This is a genomic window from Paenibacillus sp. J22P59, assembly GCF_059383895.1.
On sequence record NZ_JBXENX010000020.1, the window covers coordinates 1 to 19,609 of the forward strand.

20 protein-coding genes are annotated in these 19,609 nt (G+C 48.1%); 19 read left to right on the forward strand and 1 reads right to left on the reverse strand.

The genetic code is table 11. From position 1 onward, the window contains the following. The first annotated feature begins 886 nt into the window (after window positions 1-886). From AC50YO_RS23865 to pssA, 9 genes are all read left to right on the forward strand, one after another. The gene (locus AC50YO_RS23865) at window positions 887-1,348 is read left to right on the forward strand and encodes a CtsR family transcriptional regulator (protein ID WP_494850921.1); all 462 of its coding nucleotides are present in this window, start codon (window positions 887-889) and stop codon (window positions 1,346-1,348) included. A 30-nt stretch (window positions 1,349-1,378) separates the two neighbouring features. After that, entirely contained in the window at window positions 1,379-1,900 is a 522-nt protein-coding gene (gene mcsA / locus AC50YO_RS23870; RefSeq protein ID WP_494850923.1) for a protein-arginine kinase activator protein McsA, read from the forward strand. A gap of 23 nt (window positions 1,901-1,923) precedes the next feature. Beyond that, entirely contained in the window at window positions 1,924-3,003 is a 1,080-nt protein-coding gene (gene mcsB / locus AC50YO_RS23875; RefSeq protein WP_494850925.1) for a protein-arginine kinase McsB, read from the forward strand. Between the two features lie 2 nt (window positions 3,004-3,005). Then, window positions 3,006-5,474, forward strand: a complete 2,469-nt coding sequence (gene clpC, locus AC50YO_RS23880; RefSeq protein ID WP_494850927.1) for an ATP-dependent protease ATP-binding subunit ClpC — start codon at window positions 3,006-3,008, stop codon at window positions 5,472-5,474. 94 nt (window positions 5,475-5,568) lie between these two features. Continuing rightward, window positions 5,569-5,916, forward strand: a complete 348-nt coding sequence (locus AC50YO_RS23885) for an antibiotic biosynthesis monooxygenase (protein WP_494850929.1) — start codon at window positions 5,569-5,571, stop codon at window positions 5,914-5,916. Between the two features lie 196 nt (window positions 5,917-6,112). Further along, complete coding sequence (gene radA, locus AC50YO_RS23890) at window positions 6,113-7,537, forward strand: DNA repair protein RadA (protein WP_494850931.1); 1,425 nt, start codon at window positions 6,113-6,115, stop codon at window positions 7,535-7,537. A 143-nt stretch (window positions 7,538-7,680) separates the two neighbouring features. Beyond that, window positions 7,681-7,830 carry a hypothetical protein gene (locus AC50YO_RS23895; protein WP_494850933.1) on the forward strand — a complete coding sequence of 50 codons (150 nt, stop codon included), beginning with the start codon at window positions 7,681-7,683 and terminating at the stop codon, window positions 7,828-7,830. Beyond that, window positions 7,830-8,906 carry a DNA integrity scanning diadenylate cyclase DisA gene (gene disA / locus AC50YO_RS23900; RefSeq protein WP_494850934.1) on the forward strand — a complete coding sequence of 359 codons (1,077 nt, stop codon included), beginning with the start codon at window positions 7,830-7,832 and terminating at the stop codon, window positions 8,904-8,906. The genes AC50YO_RS23895 and disA overlap by 1 nt, the downstream gene beginning before the upstream one ends. 87 nt (window positions 8,907-8,993) lie before the next feature. Beyond that, on the forward strand, window positions 8,994-9,731 hold the full coding sequence (gene pssA, locus AC50YO_RS23905; protein ID WP_494850935.1) for a CDP-diacylglycerol--serine O-phosphatidyltransferase: 738 nt from the start codon (window positions 8,994-8,996) through the stop codon (window positions 9,729-9,731). Window positions 9,732-9,805: 74 nt separating this feature from the next. On the opposite strand, the gene AC50YO_RS23910 is transcribed toward pssA, so the two are convergent. Continuing rightward, complete coding sequence (locus AC50YO_RS23910) at window positions 9,806-10,201, reverse strand: nucleoside triphosphate pyrophosphohydrolase family protein (RefSeq protein WP_494851033.1); 396 nt, start codon at window positions 10,199-10,201, stop codon at window positions 9,806-9,808. A 147-nt stretch (window positions 10,202-10,348) separates the two neighbouring features. Between AC50YO_RS23910 and AC50YO_RS23915 the strand changes: the two genes are divergently transcribed. The 10 genes from AC50YO_RS23915 (at window position 10,349) to sigH (ending at window position 19,357) form a co-directional block, all read left to right on the forward strand. After that, window positions 10,349-11,446, forward strand: a complete 1,098-nt coding sequence (locus AC50YO_RS23915; protein WP_494850936.1) for a PIN/TRAM domain-containing protein — start codon at window positions 10,349-10,351, stop codon at window positions 11,444-11,446. Between the two features lie 66 nt (window positions 11,447-11,512). Then, a complete protein-coding gene (gene ispD / locus AC50YO_RS23920; RefSeq protein ID WP_494850937.1) occupies window positions 11,513-12,217 on the forward strand; it encodes a 2-C-methyl-D-erythritol 4-phosphate cytidylyltransferase in 705 nt (234 codons plus the stop codon). After that, window positions 12,217-12,699, forward strand: a complete 483-nt coding sequence (ispF, locus tag AC50YO_RS23925; RefSeq protein ID WP_494850939.1) for a 2-C-methyl-D-erythritol 2,4-cyclodiphosphate synthase — start codon at window positions 12,217-12,219, stop codon at window positions 12,697-12,699. The genes ispD and ispF overlap by 1 nt, the downstream gene beginning before the upstream one ends. A gap of 49 nt (window positions 12,700-12,748) precedes the next feature. Next, complete coding sequence (gltX, locus tag AC50YO_RS23930) at window positions 12,749-14,215, forward strand: glutamate--tRNA ligase (protein ID WP_494850940.1); 1,467 nt, start codon at window positions 12,749-12,751, stop codon at window positions 14,213-14,215. A 532-nt stretch (window positions 14,216-14,747) separates the two neighbouring features. Beyond that, on the forward strand, window positions 14,748-15,422 hold the full coding sequence (gene cysE / locus AC50YO_RS23935; protein WP_494850942.1) for a serine O-acetyltransferase: 675 nt from the start codon (window positions 14,748-14,750) through the stop codon (window positions 15,420-15,422). Then, the gene (gene cysS, locus AC50YO_RS23940; protein ID WP_494850943.1) at window positions 15,403-16,815 is read left to right on the forward strand and encodes a cysteine--tRNA ligase; all 1,413 of its coding nucleotides are present in this window, start codon (window positions 15,403-15,405) and stop codon (window positions 16,813-16,815) included. Before cysE ends, cysS begins: the two co-directional genes overlap by 20 nt. Beyond that, window positions 16,812-17,267, forward strand: a complete 456-nt coding sequence (locus tag AC50YO_RS23945) for a Mini-ribonuclease 3 (protein ID WP_494850945.1) — start codon at window positions 16,812-16,814, stop codon at window positions 17,265-17,267. The genes cysS and AC50YO_RS23945 overlap by 4 nt, the downstream gene beginning before the upstream one ends. A gap of 2 nt (window positions 17,268-17,269) precedes the next feature. Then, the gene (gene rlmB, locus AC50YO_RS23950) at window positions 17,270-18,028 is read left to right on the forward strand and encodes a 23S rRNA (guanosine(2251)-2'-O)-methyltransferase RlmB (protein ID WP_494850947.1); all 759 of its coding nucleotides are present in this window, start codon (window positions 17,270-17,272) and stop codon (window positions 18,026-18,028) included. A 4-nt stretch (window positions 18,029-18,032) separates the two neighbouring features. Further along, on the forward strand, window positions 18,033-18,557 hold the full coding sequence (locus tag AC50YO_RS23955; RefSeq protein WP_494850949.1) for an NYN domain-containing protein: 525 nt from the start codon (window positions 18,033-18,035) through the stop codon (window positions 18,555-18,557). 149 nt (window positions 18,558-18,706) lie between these two features. Then, complete coding sequence (sigH, locus tag AC50YO_RS23960) at window positions 18,707-19,357, forward strand: RNA polymerase sporulation sigma factor SigH (RefSeq protein WP_494850950.1); 651 nt, start codon at window positions 18,707-18,709, stop codon at window positions 19,355-19,357. Window positions 19,358-19,609 lie beyond the last annotated feature (252 nt).

Genomic DNA, 19,609 nt, shown 5'->3' on the forward strand with positions numbered 1-19,609 from the left:
CCAGCAAACCCAGCAAACCCAGCAAACCCAGCAAACCCAGCAAACCCAGCAAACCCAGCAAACCCAGCAAACCCAGCAAACCCAGCAAACCCAGCAAACCCAGCAAACCCAGCAAACCCACTAGGAGCCGAGCCCTATCTCTTGCGCTACAGATGGTGCATATGAGGAGCTTACCCTATTTTATGAAGCGTTTTTCTTAAAAATAGGCTTAATCTGGGGTCATATCAGAGATAACGTCAGCTATATTCAGTAGTCGGAAACCGACCTTCTCCACTAAGGAACATAGCTTCACTGTTGCTCCTTTTTACCTGTATGAAGCTAAGAAATAGAGCAGATGTATTCATTAAATTGTACATTACATTCCTACATTCCTTCTCTAGCTTGGGTGTCTGTCTTTTGGGCCAGCCCCTTTTGTATTTCTCCACAATGCTTATCCACATCATTCACATTTCATTGGGAGTAAACCTTTCCCTTTCATTCATCCACAGTGAATAAATAAGCAGAGCATGGATAAATATCGTTTTTTAGTCGTTGCAACGTTATGCACATGTGCATAACGTTATTAAGGAGCGACCCTTCCGTGATTCGTATTAGCTATCCCCAAGCTGTTTACAACCTTGTTCATAAGTCATGTTCACAAGCGGCCTAATAATATTTGCCTTCGCGGAGCCTGACAGGGTGTATAAATAGTCGTAAACCGCACCATGATAGGTACTAGAGGAAGTTTGAAAGATGTAAGAGTTAAATCGTCAGAAAATTGAAACTCCATCTCTTGACCTTTATTTGATTTTGCGTATAATATAGTTAAGGTCAAAGAAAGTCAAAGTCAGTTGGAGCGGCATACACTAATTCATCGCAGGCTCCATGCATAAGGGAGGTTGGTGATATGCGTAACATTTCCGATCTCATAGAACAGTATTTGAAGCAGATGTTGCAGGATAGCCCGGAAGGCGCTGTAGAAATTCAGCGGAATGACCTGGCTGACAGGTTCTCATGTGTCCCTTCGCAGATCAATTATGTAATCAGTACCCGCTTCACGCTGGAGAAGGGTTACATGGTGGAGAGCAAGAGAGGGGGCGGAGGTTATATCCGTATCCAAAGGGTAGACCTGCCGGCGCTGAAGACGATTCAATTCCATATCCATCAAACGATTGGCGATTGTGTCGAGCAAAGCGTGGCAGAAGGCCTTATCTATCAGCTGGAGGAAGCAGATTTGGTTACGAAGCGGGAAGCCAACTTGCTGCGCTCCGCGATTAATCGCGATACCATTGCGGTTAAGCTGCCGCAGCGCGACGAGATTAGAGCCCGCATTTTACGAGCCATGCTGATTTCCTTGTTAGTCAAATAACAATGTACACTTCGGAAGGGGGGATTCGGCTTGATTTGCCAAGAATGCGGCAAGAAGCCAGCAACACTTCACTTTACGAAAATCGTCAATGGGGAGAAAACCGAATTTCACATCTGTGAATCATGCGCAAGGGAAAGAGGAGAAGGCATTCCCGGCGCCCCGAACGGTTTCTCTATTCACAGCTTACTGTCTGGTCTTCTCGATTATGATCCTTCAGGGGCAGCTGTTGGCGGCATCAAATCACAGCAATCCATCCGTTGTGACGAATGCGGCTTAACTTATAGCCAATTCAGCAAGCTCGGCCGATTCGGCTGCAGTTCTTGCTACCGTCATTTCGAGGATCGTTTAGAACCGCTGTTGAAGCGGGTACATGGTAATACGGTTCACATCGGCAAAATACCGAAGCGATCCGGCGGCCAAATCCAGTACAAGCGAGAGATTGAGCAATTGCGACGTGATCTCCAGAGTAGAATTGAACAAGAAGAATTTGAGAGCGCCGCTCATCTAAGGGATCGAATTCGTGAGTTGGAGCGTAAAATAGTAGATCAGTAAGGCCGCATGAAGGAGGGTACCTCTTGACGAAACGTCGTTTTTCACAGAAAGCGTTAAGCGATTGGATGAAAGGGGATGGTCCTGAATCCGATATTGTGATCAGCAGTCGTGTCCGAATCGCACGCAATTTACGGCATCAGCCTTTCCCAATGCTCGCCACTGCAGACCAATCGCTGGAAGTGATGGAGCAGTTGCTCACGATAGGCAACTCAGGGAAGCTTGAGCCCATTGGCGTATTTGAGCCGATTGTATTGTCGGAATTGAATGAGCTGGAAAGACGGGTGCTTGTAGAGAAGCATTTGATTAGTCCGAATCTGGCTAATGAATCGCGTAACGGTGCTGTCATTCTTAGTGATAATGAAGCGGTCAGTATTATGGTTAACGAAGAAGATCACTTGCGTATTCAATGCTTGTTCCCAGGATTTCAGATTAAGGAAGCTTGGACACTGGCGAGCCGCATTGATGACATCGTTGAAGAGGAAGTCATTTATGCGTTCGATGAGAAGCGAGGATACTTAACAAGCTGTCCTACTAATGTTGGAACAGGCATCAGAGCTTCGGTCATGATGCACTTGCCGGCATTGGTACTATCGCAACAGATTAACCGTATCTTGTCAGCGGTCACGCAAGTAGGGTTAGCGGTAAGAGGATTATATGGAGAAGGCAGCGAAGCGCTGGGCAACCTTTTCCAAATTTCTAATCAGATTACACTTGGGCAGTCCGAGAACGAAATCATCGACCATTTGCATGGGGTAGCCAAGCAAATCATCGAGCACGAGAAATCTGCACGCACTCGACTGATGAATGAGTCGCGCCTGCGAATTGAGGATCGTGTGAAACGGTCGTATGGCATATTATCTTATGCGGCAGTGATGGATTCTAAGGAATCCGCGCAACGATTGTCTGATATCAGGCTGGGCGTTGATCTGGGGCTGCTCGATGATATTTCGCCGCAAGTAATGAATGAATTAATAGTTATGACGCAGCCTGGTTTTTTGCAGCAGGCTTTTAATGAGAAGATGAGCCCGGAACAGCGGGATTTCCGCAGGGCTGAATTAATCCGCGAGCAATTGCGGGGTCAAACCGAACATGGGGGTGCGTGAAAATGATGTTTGGACGATTTACGGAGCGGGCACAGAAGGTGCTGGCATTGGCGCAGGAGGAAGCGGTACGTCTTGGTCACAACAATATAGGAACAGAGCATATTTTGCTCGGTCTGATTCGTGAAGGGGAAGGCATCGCAGCCAAAGCGCTGATCGGTCTTGGTCTAGGCCTTGAGAAGATTCAGGATGAGGTAGAGGCTCTAATCGGGCGTGGGCAAGAGCAGCCGACTAATATTGCTTATACACCGCGTGCGAAGAAAGTAATTGAGCTGTCTATGGATGAAGCGAGAAAGCTTGGTCATACCTATGTAGGAACAGAGCATATTTTGCTCGGTCTGATTCGTGAAGGAGAAGGCGTTGCTGCCCGTGTACTGAACAACCTGGGCATCAGCTTGAATAAGGCACGCCAGCAAGTGCTGCAGCTTCTTGGAAGTAGTGAGGCTGTATCCAGCAGCCATGGCTCTTCCTCGAATGTAAGCACGCCGACGCTGGATGGTCTGGCTCGCGATTTAACTTCTTTTGCGAAGGAAGGCAATCTGGACCCGGTTATCGGCCGTAGCAAGGAGATTGAGCGTGTTATACAGGTGCTCAGCCGTCGGACGAAGAACAATCCGGTATTGATCGGGGAGCCTGGGGTAGGTAAAACAGCGATTGCGGAAGGCCTCGCCCAGAAAATCATTGATAATGAAATTCCTGAGACACTGCGTGACAAACGAGTGATGACACTTGATATGGGATCCGTAGTAGCCGGTACCAAATACCGGGGCGAATTCGAGGATCGTCTGAAGAAAATCATGGATGAGATTCGTCAAGCGGGCAACATTATTCTGTTCATTGATGAGCTCCATACGCTCATTGGCGCTGGCGGTGCAGAGGGTGCGATTGATGCTTCCAATATATTGAAGCCTGCCCTCGCACGGGGCGAGCTGCAATGTATCGGTGCTACTACGCTGGATGAATATCGCAAATATATCGAGAAGGATGCAGCGCTGGAACGCCGCTTCCAACCGATTACTGTCGATCAGCCGTCACCAGACGAAGCTATTCAGATTCTGCATGGCTTGCGTGATCGTTATGAGGCGCATCACCGCGTGAAAATTACGGATGAAGCAATCGTTCAAGCTGTGAAATTATCCGATCGTTATATTACAGATCGCTTCCTTCCAGATAAAGCAATTGATCTTATTGATGAGGCGAGCTCGAAGGTACGCCTGAATTCTTATACGGTTCCGCCGAATTTGAAGCAGCTTGAGAACCGTCTGGACGATATCCGCAAGGAGAAGGATGCTGCGGTTCAAAGTCAGGAGTTCGAAAAAGCAGCAGCGCTTCGTGATACGGAACAAAAAATTCGTGAAGAGCTGGATGTAACCAAGAATCAATGGAAAGAGAAGCAAGGACGCACCGATTCTGAGGTTACGCCTGATGATATTGCCCAAGTCGTAGCGAGCTGGACGGGTATTCCGGTCGTTAAGCTGGCAGAGGAAGAAACCGAAAGACTTCTCAAAATGGAATCGATTCTGCATGGCCGTGTTATTGGGCAATCCGAGGCGGTCAAAGCTGTGTCAAGAGCAATGCGCCGTGCGCGTGCTGGCTTGAAAGATCCGAAGCGCCCAATGGGCTCCTTCATCTTCCTTGGTCCTACAGGTGTTGGTAAAACAGAACTTGCCCGCGCATTGGCAGAGGCGATGTTCGGTGATGAGAATGCGGTTGTCCGCATTGACATGTCGGAGTATATGGAGAAGCATTCCACGTCCCGCCTTGTAGGGGCGCCTCCAGGCTATGTCGGCTATGAAGAAGGCGGTCAATTAACGGAGAAAGTACGCCGCAAGCCGTATTCCGTTGTATTGCTGGATGAGATTGAGAAGGCTCATCCGGAAGTATTCAACATCTTGCTGCAGGTGCTGGAAGATGGCCGTTTGACTGATTCCAAAGGACGGGTCGTTGATTTCCGCAATACGCTGATCATCATGACCTCCAATGTTGGAGCGGATCAAATCAAGCGTAATTCTTCGCTCGGCTTTACAGCCGTACAAGATGCAGGCAGAGACTTCACGATTATGAAGGATAAAGTGCTGGCTGAGTTGAAAAAGAGCTTCCGTCCTGAGTTCCTGAACCGGATCGACGAGACGATCGTGTTCCATTCCTTGGAGCAAGAGCATATCGCCGAGATCGTGACCCTGATGTCCGAGGAGCTTCGCAAGCGTCTGCGTGAGCAGGAGGTTGACTTTGAATTGACGGATACAGCTAAGGCTTTCCTAGCCAAAGAGGGCTTCGATCCTCAATACGGAGCTCGTCCGCTGCGCCGCGCTATTCAGAAGCATATCGAGGACCGCTTGTCTGAGGATTTGCTGATGGGCAAGATTCAGAAAGGCGATACACTGGTTATTGATGAGAAGGATGGCGGGCTGACCGTTACGAAAGCAACGGATACAGAGGCCGAGCAAGCTTCAGAAGAGCCTGCAACCAAATAAGCTTGAGCAGAGGATGGCGTAACAGCCATCCTTTTTTTCATAAAGATAAGTTATAATAGAAGGACAAAGGACAAGCCTAGGAGGAGATGAAGAGATGATCGTTGTTACGAATACCATCAAGGTAAAGAAGGGTCACGGGGAAACGGTGGCGCAGAGGTTTCAAGCAACTAAGGGAGTAGATCAATCGCCTGGATTCGTTCGTATGGAAGTGTTGTTCACAGAAGGGCTTGAGGAATATGACGAGCTGAAGATCTGTACAACGTGGCAGGATAAAGAGTCATTCGATGGTTGGGTAAACAGCGATAACTTCAAGCAGGCCCATGGTCAGCGCGGAGGCAAGCCAGCTGAGGGCAATGGCGGTCAAGAGTCCCCTGCTCCTGAGGGGGAGCGCATTATGCTAGGTTCCCAGATTACGACTCATCGTGTTCTTGTAGCAAGATAGATAGAATGAATGGTGACATTAACTAGGAAAGTTCCCTTTCTTCAAGCATTGGAGGAGGGGAGCTTTTTTTGTGCTGGCAGAAGAAAAGGGTTTATACGATGCGAATATAGAGGTACACTTTGAACAATAGCTGTATAAGTATATTCTCTTATAGAGAATTGATCGTTATAAATAGGAATGGGGAAGTGAAGCTGCTATGAAAAAGAAAACGGTATATAAATGCTCCAACTGCGGACATGAGCATCCCAAATGGCAGGGCTCCTGCAGCAGCTGCCGGGATTGGAATACTCTTGAAGAGGCGGACGCGGGCGGGGTTAGCACACAAAAAACGATTGTGACTAAGAAAAATGTAAGCGTCAAACGGCTGACCGATACGGTTTCACAAAATAGTGATAGAATTGCTACTAAATATAATGAGTTTAATCGTGTCATGGGGGGCGGGATTGTAAAGGACTCCATAACGATCATCACAGCCGTTCCCGGTGCCGGCAAATCAACATTATTGATGCAAATAAGTGATGATGTTGCAAGGCAAGGCTTAAAGGTGCTGTATGCTTCAGGAGAAGAAAGCGATTCGCAGATCAGAAGACGTGCAGAAAGGATTCTGCCAAGCATCCATGATAATGTGTGGGTATACTCGGATAACAGCTTGAATAACGTGCTGGGCGGCATCGAGCAAGTGGATCCTGATCTTATAATCATTGATAGTATCCAAACGTTTGTGCTCGATGAGTATCCATCCAGACCGGGCTCGCCGACTCAAACGATGGAATGCGCCACAGCTCTTCTAAAAATCGCCAAAGACAGCAATCGGCCAAGAGCTGTTATTATGGTTGGGCAGATGACCAAGGACAATGAACTAGCTGGCCTTAGGGCATTGGAGCATTTGGTGGATACGGTTCTCATTCTTGAAGGAGAAGAAGGCGAGGAACTCAAGCAGCTTTATTCTTCTAAAAATCGTTTTTCCGGGACCGGTGAGCTAGGCTTCTTCATCATGGAGGAGACAGGACTTATACCTGTTGATAATCCATCGGAGTTTTTCATGACCCAACGTGAGGATGACGACATCGTAAGCGGCAGTGCTTTGACCGTCGTGAAGGAAGGCACAAGAGCGATTATATTAGAGATTGAAAGCCTTGTTTCCCAGACCTTTATGCCTTATCCCAGCCGGATTGCAGAATGCTTGAAGAAGGATCATGTAAACACCTTGATCAGCATTATGGAACAGAGGGCGGGAATGCTGCTGCATGATAAGAATGTGGTAGTCAAAACGACGGGAGGCATTCGGCTTAAAGAACAGTCCTCCAACTTAGCTGCAATTATGAGCATCGTATCTTCCTTCAAAAATATAGGCATTGCTAATGATACTGTTTTTATTGCCGATATAGGGTTAACAGGGGAATTAAAAAAAGTGCCGACGCTTGAGATGCGGATTAGAGAGCTCGAAAGAATGGGATTTAAAAAGGTTTATATTGCTCATAATGCTTTAAAGTCGACCGCATCCTTCAAAACGATTAAGGTAATCCCATGCAAAACATTGAGCCAGGTCATTCAATCTGTTTTTGGCACCGCTTCTTCCAAAGCAGGGAAACAGCCAGCGCCATGGGACGATGATTTATAAACATAAAGTGTATCCGCTTGACTTCTTTTAAAGAAAGGAAATTTCAGGTATACTGAGTGTAAAGCTTGGAGTACTGAACTTTACCCTTAGTCTAGTTCAGGATAAGGGTATTTCTTATGCGCGTGGAGCATGAAGTTTATTGCGTGCCAATATTATATAGGTATGGGGTTATTACGAAGCATTATGCCGGAAACCGTTTGAAGGGCTGGAAGCCACCCACGGGAATAGAGATCATTGGCGTCGGCACGGTAACACAAAGCACTTTCGGCAGCACTTGGACAGGGGGCTTATGATGAAGGAACAAAATCAGCTAGAAATAATGAATCAGTTATTGCAGCTAGTCGCACCAGGCACCCCGTTCCGTGAGGGCCTTGAGAACGTGCTCCGGGCCAAAACGGGCGCATTGCTGGTGGTGGGCTATAGTCCGGAAGTGATGGAGGTTGTAGATGGCGGATTCTCAATTAACTGTGATTTTTCGCCTAACTACTTGTATGAGCTTGCGAAGATGGACGGAGCGATTATTCTAAGTGAGGATATGCGCCGGATATTGTATGCGAATACACAGCTTATTCCTAATAGCTCTATCTCATCCATTGAGACAGGTATTCGTCACAGGACAGCAGAACGCGTTGCCAAGCAGACAGGCAAGCTAGTTGTCTCTATCTCGCAGCGTCGTAACATTATTACGTTGTATCAAGGCAATCTGCGGTATTCGTTGAAGGAAATGGGCGTTATTCTGACCAAAGCGAATCAAGCCATCCAGACGCTTGAGAAGTACAAAGCTGTTCTTAGTCAGTCCTTAACGAACCTGTCAGCACTTGAATTCGAAGAGCTCGTCACCCTGCAGGAAGTGGCTCACGTAGTGCAGCGTTTAGAGATGGTACTTCGGGTCAGAACAGAGATCCAGCGCTACGTTACGGAGCTTGGCACAGAAGGACGCCTGATTGCGATGCAGATGGAAGAGCTGGTGAATGGGGTAGATGAGGACACTTCGTATCTGCTCAAGGATTATGCCAAGGACAATACGGATGAGAAGATTAGGGAAATTCGATTGGCACTCAAAAAACTGAGCTCAGAGGAGCTGCTCGATGATCCTCCGATCATTCGTCTGCTTGGCTACCCGCATTCGGGCGCCATGGCGGAAGAGGCCGTATCGCCAAGAGGCTATAGGCTGCTTAACAAAATCCCGCGTCTGCCAGTAGTGATTCTGAACAATCTGATTGAACGGTTCGGTAGGCTTCCTCACATTCTGATGGCTACAATCGAAGAATTGGATGAAGTGGATGGGATTGGAGAGGTTCGAGCAAGGGCAATTAAAGAAGGCCTTAAGCGCATTCAAGAGCAGATGTTCATTGACAGGCAAATTTAAATCTCCTACAATGTAGGGAATGTGTACCGTTAACCAAGCATACATTAGTAAATGGTTTTAGGGCATAGTAGAGAAGAGGTGGAATAGATGATTACAAAGTCGATACCGAGCCTTCTCACGGTGGGAAACTTGTTCCTAGGAATAGTTGCCATTATTCTTATATTCAACGATAAGCCGGAAACGGCTGCAATGATGGTTATTATTGCGATGCTGCTTGACGGCGTGGATGGCAGGGTAGCGCGTGCATTGAATGTGCAAAGCGAGTTCGGCAAAGAGCTTGATTCTTTATCAGATGTGATATCGTTCGGCGTGGCGCCGGCTTTTATTATGTATGTAGTGGCATTTCAAGAGCTGACTCCAACACTTGCTTGGATCATAACGGCGTTATTCCCAATATGCGGTGCATTAAGACTGGCTAGATTCAATGTTGTATCCAGTGTAGCGCCAGGTTATTTTATTGGGCTTCCTATTCCGGCTGCCGGCGGAGTATTGGCGACGCTTGCGTTGTTCAAAGATGAAATTCCGGTGTCCGTTCTGTTAGGAAGTACTTTAGTTTTGTCCGTGCTGATGGTAAGTACAGTGAAATACCCGAATTTCAAAAAGATCGGAATTCCCAAAAGCGCAATCTGGGTCATTCCAGGCATCGTTATACTAGCGATTGTGCTGGGTGTATTGTTTCCGGGCCATTTATCTAAAATTATTTTCGTGCCGCTGCTGCTTTATGCGCTGTACGGGTTAAAAAAAAACGTTGATCGCCGATTGAAGAAACGTAATCGCAAACGCAGAGGCCAGCCTGACGAAGCAAAGTCGGAGACATCTGCCTAGTTGAACTTAAATAATGTACTAACGAGAACCGCCCGTCTCTTCCACTAAGGAAGAGGCGGGCGGTTTGTTTGTATTTAGGTTAAGTTGAATAATCCTAGCGTGGAGCATTTGTCATATTCATCTGCGATGACTTCATCAAGGTCAATATCCAGTAGGTTGCACAACGCTGTCATGTAGAATAAATTGCGGCCTAGCTCGGATTTGAGTGCGTCTCGGCAAGGTTCACACACTTGACCGGACAAATGGCTTTGAAGGGTAGACTTTGCATTCTCGAGATTAAGTTCGTCTGAGTATTGCTGCTTGCGTGCATTCAACTCAATACAGCCGCAATCGGTGACTGCTTTCGATACCGCCCGATTTACGGACGCACCTGACTGGCCGAATTTGGACATGACATCAAGTAAACTGCGATGTCTTAGCAGCAACTCGGATACTTGCTGCTGGAATTGATCCAATGTAGGAGCGCTCAACAGATCCACCTCTTTCATCAACTTCTTCAGAAGTTATCTCTGTTTCTATTATAAGCTTACCTGGCTATCTTTTCAAAATTAAAAATCATTCACTCTGACGGTTAGCATGTCCATTATTGGAACATAATTGTAATGGAGGTGGAAAATATGGTAAGACGTATTATTCAAATAATGGGTATTGTGTTTGGTGGAATGGCAGGTGGAGAAATCTATGGTTGGACTAGCGGCGCAGGGATGTGGTCGGAACCATCCTTAGGCATGCTACAGCGTTCGGGCTCTTATTACATGAATGTAGCAATTGGCGCAGTGTGCGGTATTGTAGTGGCGACTATGTTTGCATCACGACTTATTCAATGGATGCAGCATGGGGCGGAGCAGGCAGCGGCAATTCCTATGAAGGATATGCTGTCTGGCGGCGGAGGAATGCTGGCAGGGCTTCTATTGTCTGTCCTTCTGTATCCGGCTGTCTCTGATTTGAAAGGGATGGGTGTACTGCTGCCCGCTGTCATGTCACTTCTGTTCGGCTATCTGGGCTTCAAGATTGCATGGCATAAGAAGGACGAGCTGGCAGCAGTAGCAGCCTCGATTATGGAGCAGCGTAAAGCGCAGCCCGCTCCGGACGAGACAAGCGGCTTCGAAGAGCATAAAATTTTGGACACGAGCGTGATCATTGATGGCAGGATTGCGGATATTTGCAAAACCGGATTTATTGAAGGTACGCTGGTCATACCAGAATTCGTACTGGAGGAGCTTCAGCATATTGCGGACTCTTCGGATTTACTCAAGCGGAACCGCGGACGCCGCGGACTCGATATTTTGAACAAGATTCAGAAGGAACTTGATGTCCGTGTTCTTATCTACGAAGGGGACTTTGAGGAAATTAGCGAGGTAGACAGCAAGCTGGTTAAGCTGGCCAAAGCGCTTAAGGGCAAGGTCGTGACGAATGATTTCAATCTAAACAAGGTGTGCGAGCTGCAAGGAGTGTCCGTCCTTAACATTAATGATCTGGCGAATGCGGTGAAGCCAGTCGTGCTTCCTGGAGAAGAAATTATTGTACAAGTAATCAAGGATGGCAAGGAGCATGGGCAAGGGGTTGCTTATCTGGATGATGGTACGATGATCGTCGTTGAGGGTGGGCGCGAATATATTGGCACGACAATGGAGGTTCTGGTGACCAGCGTTCTGCAAACGTCTGCCGGCCGAATGATTTTTGCTAAACCCAAGCTGTTGGAAAAAGCGCTCTAAAAGGGTATAGTAGAGGTAATGAAGTTTGCCGGCTTATCGGCAAGGGTGTTGGGAGAAGGTAGAACAATGGAAGCCAAATGGGGAGTCGTCGTCGTCGCGGCCGGCCGCGGTTCGCGCATGGGGACGAAAGAGAGCAAGCAGTACTTGATGCTGCGTGAGAAACCGATTCTGGTTCATACGCTGGAGCTGTTTCAAGCGATAAGGGAAATTGCAGAGATTACGCTTGTGGTCGGAGGCTCGGATGTGGAAAGATGCATGAAGCTGGCCCACGAATATGACTTAACGAAGGTTAAGGCTGTCGTAGCTGGTGGAAGCGAGCGGCAGCATTCGGTCTATGCCGGCATACAGGCGCTGTCTCCCTCTATCGAATGGGTAATGGTGCATGATGGCGTACGCCCGCTTGTTACGGTAGACGCCATCCGTGCCTGCTGCGAGGCAGCTGAGCGGGTGGGGGCAGCGGTACTTGCTGTACCCGTTAAAGATACAATTAAGCAGGTAAGCGAGACGGGGATTATCGTCTCGACGCCGGATCGGCGAAGCTTGTGGGCGATTCAAACGCCGCAAGCTTTTCGTCGTGAATTGCTGGTTTCTGCGCATGAGAGGGCGCAGAGCGAGCAATTCCTCGGTACAGATGATGCGATGGTTGTGGAGCGAACGGGCGCTGATGTAGCCATTGCTGAAGGCGATTATACGAATATCAAAATTACGACGCCAGATGATCTGCCCTGGGCGGAATTGCTGCTGGCACAGCGAGAGAGAGGGGAAAGGTAATGATTAGAGTTGGACAAGGGTTTGATGTGCATCAATTAGTGGAGGGACGTCCTTGCATAATAGGAGGCGTGACCATCCCTTATGAGAAAGGTCTGCTTGGCCATTCAGATGCAGATGTACTGCTGCATGCGGTAACGGATGCTGTACTAGGGGCACTTGGCCTTGGTGATATAGGAAAGCATTTTCCTGATACAGATGAGGCATTCAAGGATGCAGACAGCTTGAAGCTGCTGGAGCAAGTGTGGGTGCTTGTGAAGGAGCGGGGCTACAAGCTTGGCAACATCGATTCAACGATTATTGCACAGCGTCCGAAGATGGCCCCATATATTCCACAGATGGCAGAAATTATTGCTCAGGCACTTGAAGCCGATGTATCGCAGGTGAATGTAAAGGCGACAACGACAGAGCAGCTTGGTTTTGCAGGCAGAGGAGAAGGGATTGCGGCGCAGTCGGTTGTTTGCTTAATTAAGGATGTGCTATGATTTTAATTATTTCAAAATTCAAGCAGGGCAGATGGAAGGGGTTTGAACAATGACACAGGAAGTCCGTGTAAGGTATGCACCTTCACCAACGGGACATTTACATATCGGGAATGCTAGAACGGCCTTATTTAATTATTTATTCGCACGCAATCTTGGCGGCAAGCTCATTATTCGAATTGAAGATACAGATGTGAAGCGTAATGTTGCTGGCGGAGAAGAAAGTCAGCTTAAATATTTGAAGTGGCTCGGCATGGATTGGGATGAGAGCATTGACATCGGTGGCGGCTACGGACCGTATCGCCAAACCGAGCGTCTTGATATTTATAAGGAATATTGGCAAGAGCTGCTGGATCGTGGACTGGCATACCGCTGTTACTGTACAGAGGAAGAGCTTGAGCGTGAACGCGAAGAGCAAACCAGCCGCGGTGAGACGCCGCGCTACTCAGGGCTTCATCGTAATCTTACGGAGGAGCAGCGCCAGTCCTTCGAAGCAGAAGGCCGGGTTCCTAGTATTCGATTCCGCGTACCGGAAGGCCGTACCTATGCCTTCGATGATATTGTCAAAGGCTCGATCAGCTTCGATACGACAGAGATGGGCGATTTCGTTATTGTGAAGAAGGATGGAATTCCAACGTACAACTTTGCAGTAGTGCTGGATGATCATTTAATGAAAATCAGCCACGTTCTGCGCGGAGAGGACCATATTTCCAATACGCCGCGCCAGCTGATGATCTATGAAGCATTCGGCTGGGAGCCGCCGAAGTTCGGCCATATGACACTCATTGTGAATGAAAGCCGCAAGAAGCTAAGCAAGCGTGATGAGTCGATTATTCAATTTATTGAGCAGTACGATGGACTCGGTTATGTGCCGGAGGCGCTGTTCAATTTCATCGCTTTGCTGGGCTGGTCGCCAGAAGGCGAGCAAGAGATGTTCACCCGTGATCAGTTGATCGAAGTGTTTAATGCAGATCGCCTAAGCAAAAGCCCTGCAGTATTCGATACGCAAAAGCTGAGCTGGATGAATAATGAGTATTTGAAAAAAACCGATCTGACTCGTCTGGTAGATCTTTGCCTGCCGCATTTGCAAAAAGCAGGTCTTGTCTCCGCAGAGCTGGATGCTGCTGGACGCGCTTGGGTGACTGATCTTGTCGCTCTGTATCAGGATAAGCTTCGTTATGCTGCCGAAATCGTACCGTTGACTGAGCTGTTCTTCCAAGACACCGTAACGGATGAGGAAGAAGCGGCGGTTGTGCTCGCCGAAGAGCAGGTTCCGACTGTGCTTGCCGGCTTCTTGGCCCTTGTTGAAGCGGGGGATGATGCAGCTTTTGCAGTAGATAGCATTAAAGAAATGATTAAGGCCGTACAGAAGGAAAGCGGCTTTAAAGGGAAGCAGCTGTTTATGCCGATCCGTGCAGCGCTTACTGGCCAGACTCACGGCCCTGATCTCAACCAGTCGATTGCCCTGTTAGGCAAGGAGACTGTTATTAGCAGATTGCGCGGCCGATTGGGCAGATAACAATCTTCTTGTCACTTTTTTGGGGATTGAGTATACTGTTACTACAATACCAATTGATGAAACGAACAGCTATGAACAGGAGAAGTACGTTTTGCTGGATTTGCAGAGAGGACAACCATCATCCAAACCGGCACCGCTTAACAAGGTGAATGTAAGATGAAAGGCTGCAAGTTGTCTAATCCAAAGGACGGAAATATGCACCTGGGAGCTTTGTTCCGAGACGTATTCATGAACGTTGCATTAATGCACACAGATGCACATGCAGCAGGTATGAATATGGGGTAGGCGACAACGTAATGCCTGCGTTAAAGGCAATGAAGATGGACAGCCGCGAAGCTGCCGGAAGAACGCTGATTGTTGATAAGGCGTAGAACCGTCAGTATAGCGTTTGGGCTGTTCAAGCAGAGTGGAACCGCGACGTTACACGCCCGCCTCTGCAGCATTTCGATGCTGCAGAGGCTTTTTTTATAAACGACTGCCGTTAAGCATTGGACCAAGACACCGTTTCTGATTGTTGAGAGGAGAAAAGCTGATGTTTCGCCATTTTCGTTCAGATATTACGGCGGTATTCGAGAATGATCCGGCTGCTCGCAGCCGATTCGAAGTGATCTTTACGTACTCGGGGCTGCATGCGATATGGGCGCACCGGATCGCGCATGCTTTTTATCGTAACCGATGGTATACCGTAGCGCGTATAATATCGCAATTCAGCCGTTTTATGACAGGTATTGAGATTCATCCGGGAGCCACGATCGGAGAACGGCTGTTCATTGACCATGGTATGGGTGTTGTCATAGGAGAGACCTGTGAGATTGGCGATGATGTCGTCATTTATCAGGGGGTTACGCTTGGAGGCACAGGTAAGGAAAAAGGCAAGAGGCATCCAACTATCGGCAATAATGTAGTTATCGGCTCAGGATCTAAGGTATTAGGTTCTTTCCAGGTAGGCGATAATTCGAATATAGGGTCCAATGCTGTTGTGCTTCGTGAAGTGCCCGACAATAGTACGGTGGTCGGCAATCCTGGCCGTGTAGTGAAACGGAATGGGGAGCGGGTAGGCGACCGATTGGATCATAAGCAGCTTCCCGATCCAGTAATCGAGATGTTCCGGGATATGCAAAAGGAAATAGATGGCCTGAAAGCCGAGCTGGAGCAGCTTCGGCAGCCTGTTGGAGGGGATAAGAGAAATGAACGTGCAAATATATAATACCCAGTCTCGCTCGAAGGAGACTTTCGTGCCGCAAGAGTCTGGCAAAGTAAAAATGTATGTATGCGGACCAACCGTGTATGATTATATCCATATTGGCAATGCGCGTCCCGTTATTTTCTTTGACGTGGTACGCCGTTATCTGCAATATGCGGGCTATGATGTGAGCTATATTGTGAACTTTACAGATGTGGATGACAAATTGATTCGCAAAGCGGAGCAGCTCGGCTCCACCGTTCCTGAGGTGGCGGAACGATTTATTGCGGCTTTTAACGAGGATATTGAAGCGCTTGGCGTTCATAAAGCAACGATGAATCCTCGTGTGACCGGCCATATGGCCGAAATTATTGCGTTTATTCAAGGATTGGTCGACAAAGGCTATGCTTATGCGAGCGAGGGGGATGTTTATTTCCGTACGTCCAAGTTCGAGGATTATGGCAAGCTGTCCCACCAGAACTTGGATGAGCTGCAACTCGGCATTCGAATCGAGATTGGTGACCGCAAGGAGAATCCGCAGGATTTCGTTCTGTGGAAAGGGGCTAAGCCGGGGGAAATCAATTGGGAAAGCCCTTGGGGCGCTGGACGTCCAGGCTGGCATATTGAATGCTCCGCGATGGCGCGCGTATATTTGGGAGATACGCTTGATATACATGGCGGCGGTCATGACCTTCAATTTCCGCATCATGAATGCGAGGTTGCCCAGTCGGAAGCACTGACAGGCAAGCCGCTTGCTAACTATTGGATGCATAATGGCTATATTCATATTAATAATGAGAAAATGTCCAAATCGCTGGGCAATGGCATTACTGTGCATGAATTGGTGAAGCGGGTTAAGCCTAATGCGATCCGTTATTTCATGCTTGCCACGCATTATCGCAGTCCGCTTAACTTTAGTGATGATACCATTGCGCAGGCGGAGAAAAGCGTTGAGCGTATCGAGAATTGCGCAGCAAATCTCAAGCACCGCTTGAAGGCGCTGGGGGCAGACAAGACAACTAAGGGACCATCGGAGCTTGATGAGAAGTTGCTCGTCATTACGAAGCAATTCGAAACGAAGATGGGCGATGATTTCAGCACGCCAGATGCGATAACAGCCGTATTTGAGCTCGTTGCAGAAGCCAATCAATACCTGAATCGCACAGATGCGGCAGCTGAGGGAATAGCGGCTTTGCTCCTAACGCTGGAGCGTATGGATCAGGTGCTCGGACTGCTGCCTCAAGCAGAAGCAGAGGATGGATTGCTGGATGCTGAGATTGAACAGCTCATTGTGGACCGGACGGAAGCTCGTCAATCCAAAAACTGGGCGAGAGCGGATGAGATTCGGGATTTGCTCACAGCAAAGGGGATAGCACTTGAGGATACTCCGCAAGGCATTCGCTGGCGGCGCCTATGAGGGGACGGGACGATATTCATAATTCACTGTTATTCTACGAGCCAGCCAAAAAACCGCAGCTTATTAATCCAGTCGTTCTCGCCTATATAGGCGATAGTGTATTCGAGCTGCTAGTGAGGCAATATTTGATCTCACTCGCTAATCATAAGCCGCATCATCTTCATCGCGAGGCGACGAAGATGGTATCGGCCAAGGCGCAGCGGCGATTGCTGCTGGAGAAGTGGCAGCCGCTGCTGACAGAGGAAGAAGCGGACATCGTCAGACGAGGCCGCAATACCAAATCGGGAGCGCCTCCCAAAAACGCTGAGCCTGCTGACTATAGGCAAGCCACAGCCTTGGAATGTCTGGTCGGTTATTTATATTATGAAGGCAGAACGGAGCGCTTGCGGGAGCTGTTTGCCGTAGCAGTCGCTCCTGATCAGCTCCAACAACAGGAAGAAGAGGAGGGTTAAGCATGACAACAGAGTCTTACAACCAAGAAGAAATGATTGCCGGGAAGCATCCGGTGCTTGAAGCGCTTCGCTCTGGCCGCGAGATCAATAAGATCTGGATCGCTGATGGCGCACAGAAGAGCTTAACTCAACCCATTACCGCAGAAGCTAAAAAATACGGTATCGTTGTTCAGTTTGTGGACAAGCGGAAGCTCGATCAAATGGTCGAGGGTGTCCAGCATCAGGGTGTTGTTGCCCAAGCTGCTCCATTTGCTTATGTAGAGATTGATGACATCTTGGCCCATGCGCGCAGCCGTGAGGAGACGCCGTTTATTCTTATTTTGGACGAAATTGAGGATCCTCATAACCTAGGCTCTATATTGCGTACGGCGGAATGCACGGGTGTACATGGCGTGATTATTCCTAAACGACGGGCTGCCGGATTGACAGCAACCGTGTTGAAAACTTCTGCAGGCGCAGCTGAGTACGTGCCTGTAGCACGGGTTACGAACCTTGCACAAACGATTGATCGCTTGAAGGAAGAAGGGGTCTGGGTTGCAGGTACGGATGTTTCTGCACCGCAGGACGTATATAAAACAAAATTCGATATGCCGCTAGCCATTGTTATTGGCAATGAAGGCAAAGGAATTGGCAGACTAATTAAGGAAAGATGCGATTTTCTAGTGAAGCTGCCAATGCAAGGTCAACTGAACTCCTTGAATGCATCGGTTGCGGCAGGAGTGCTCATGTATGAAGTGGTAAGGCAGCGCCGAAGTGAGTAACAAGATGAGTCGTCGTGATGATATCCTGCTTGTGGACGGCTATAATATGATTGGAGCTTGGCCCGTGCTGGAGAAGCTGAAAGAGCTTGATCTGGAAGAGGCACGGGATAGACTGCTTCATTTGTTAGCGGATTATCAGGGATTTACGGGCATGGCTGTGTATGTTGTTTTCGACGCTCATCAGGTTCCGGGACTCGGCGCCACATTTCGCCAGTACAAGCTGACGATTGTCTATACCAAAGAAAAAGAAACCGCAGATGAATGTATCGAGCGGCTCGTAGTAGAGTTGTATAATAAACGGCGCAACGTATATGTTGCCACCTCGGACCTTACGGAGCAGCATGTCGCTTTTGGGAAGGGCGCTCTGAGGCTGTCCGCTCGCGAGCTTCTCATTGATATCGAGCAGAACCGCAAGCAGATCGAGCACACGCTGCGCGAAGATAAGCCGCTCAAGCGCAATTCGCTTGACGGCAATCTTAGCCTGGAAGTCAGGAATCAATTGGAGCAGCTTCGACGAGGAAAGAAGTAAATACCACATTATAACAACTATGGAACGAAATCTAATAATTGCAGGCGGGCAAATCGGTTGACGGTGTAAGGTTACATAATGTATACTGACTCTATATTTGTGGCATATGAATCTAGCGGCGTACGCCTTGCAGGCCGGAGGGATAGTTCGTGAGCATCGACCTCAAAGAATGGAGTACGCTCGAATATGACTGCAGTACGGATGAGGACATCGTCGAAGCAGTCCGCAATGGGGATAGCTTAGCTCTCGAATATTTGATTAACAAATACAAAAACTTTGTTAGGGCTAAAGCACGTTCCTATTTTCTTATCGGTGCGGATCGGGAAGATATAGTACAGGAAGGTATGATTGGACTGTATAAGGCTATACGTGATTTCAAAGGGGACAAGCTTGCCAGCTTCAAAGCCTTTGCTGAATTATGTATTACTAGACAGATCATCACAGCGATTAAGACTGCCACCAGGCAGAAGCATATACCGCTTAATTCCTACGTATCACTCGATAAGCCGATATATGATGAAGATTCTGACCGTACTTTGCTTGATGTCATATGCGGGACCCGGGTATCAGACCCGGAAGAACTAATCATTAATAAAGAAGAATTTATGGGCCTCGAAGATAAGATGTCTGAGATATTAAGCGATCTTGAGCGTAAAGTGCTCATGCTTTATTTGGACGGAAGATCCTATCAAGAGATTGCTGTAGATTTGGATCGCCATGTGAAGTCGATTGATAATGCGTTACAGCGAGTGAAGCGCAAATTGGAACGTTACTTGGAAGTTAGAGACATCAGCGGCTAGCTGTGTCATCTATCAATCATACAAATGAGAGTGGGCTGTCTGTCCATCTGGTATGACCAGAATGGGAAGGCAGCTTATTTTAGTTTTAAAAGAGGTTATTCTGACCATACTGGTACGGACGAGGGCCGACTATACTTGCATTTCCCAAAATATACAGCACACAGCAGTCTATCTTTCCGTTGACATCAAATATGCCATATGATAAAGTAATTCAGGTAGGCCTAAAGTGAGGTTTTTTTTCGTGTTGGGGCC

Bases quoted from the DNA above. Each gene is read 5' to 3' on its own strand.
- AC50YO_RS23865 (WP_494850921.1), top strand. From the start codon at position 887: ATGCGTAACATTTCCGATCTCATAGAACAGTATTTGAAGCAGATGTTG.
- clpC (WP_494850927.1), top strand. From the start codon at position 3,006: ATGATGTTTGGACGATTTACGGAGCGGGCACAGAAGGTGCTGGCATTG.
- AC50YO_RS23885 (WP_494850929.1), top strand. From the start codon at position 5,569: ATGATCGTTGTTACGAATACCATCAAGGTAAAGAAGGGTCACGGGGAA.
- radA (WP_494850931.1), top strand. From the start codon at position 6,113: ATGAAAAAGAAAACGGTATATAAATGCTCCAACTGCGGACATGAGCAT.
- disA (WP_494850934.1), top strand. From the start codon at position 7,830: ATGAAGGAACAAAATCAGCTAGAAATAATGAATCAGTTATTGCAGCTA.
- pssA (WP_494850935.1), top strand. From the start codon at position 8,994: ATGATTACAAAGTCGATACCGAGCCTTCTCACGGTGGGAAACTTGTTC.
- AC50YO_RS23915 (WP_494850936.1), top strand. From the start codon at position 10,349: ATGGTAAGACGTATTATTCAAATAATGGGTATTGTGTTTGGTGGAATG.
- ispD (WP_494850937.1), top strand. From the start codon at position 11,513: ATGGAAGCCAAATGGGGAGTCGTCGTCGTCGCGGCCGGCCGCGGTTCG.
- ispF (WP_494850939.1), top strand. From the start codon at position 12,217: ATGATTAGAGTTGGACAAGGGTTTGATGTGCATCAATTAGTGGAGGGA.
- gltX (WP_494850940.1), top strand. From the start codon at position 12,749: ATGACACAGGAAGTCCGTGTAAGGTATGCACCTTCACCAACGGGACAT.
- cysE (WP_494850942.1), top strand. From the start codon at position 14,748: ATGTTTCGCCATTTTCGTTCAGATATTACGGCGGTATTCGAGAATGAT.
- cysS (WP_494850943.1), top strand. From the start codon at position 15,403: ATGAACGTGCAAATATATAATACCCAGTCTCGCTCGAAGGAGACTTTC.
- AC50YO_RS23945 (WP_494850945.1), top strand. From the start codon at position 16,812: ATGAGGGGACGGGACGATATTCATAATTCACTGTTATTCTACGAGCCA.
- rlmB (WP_494850947.1), top strand. From the start codon at position 17,270: ATGACAACAGAGTCTTACAACCAAGAAGAAATGATTGCCGGGAAGCAT.
- AC50YO_RS23955 (WP_494850949.1), top strand. From the start codon at position 18,033: ATGAGTCGTCGTGATGATATCCTGCTTGTGGACGGCTATAATATGATT.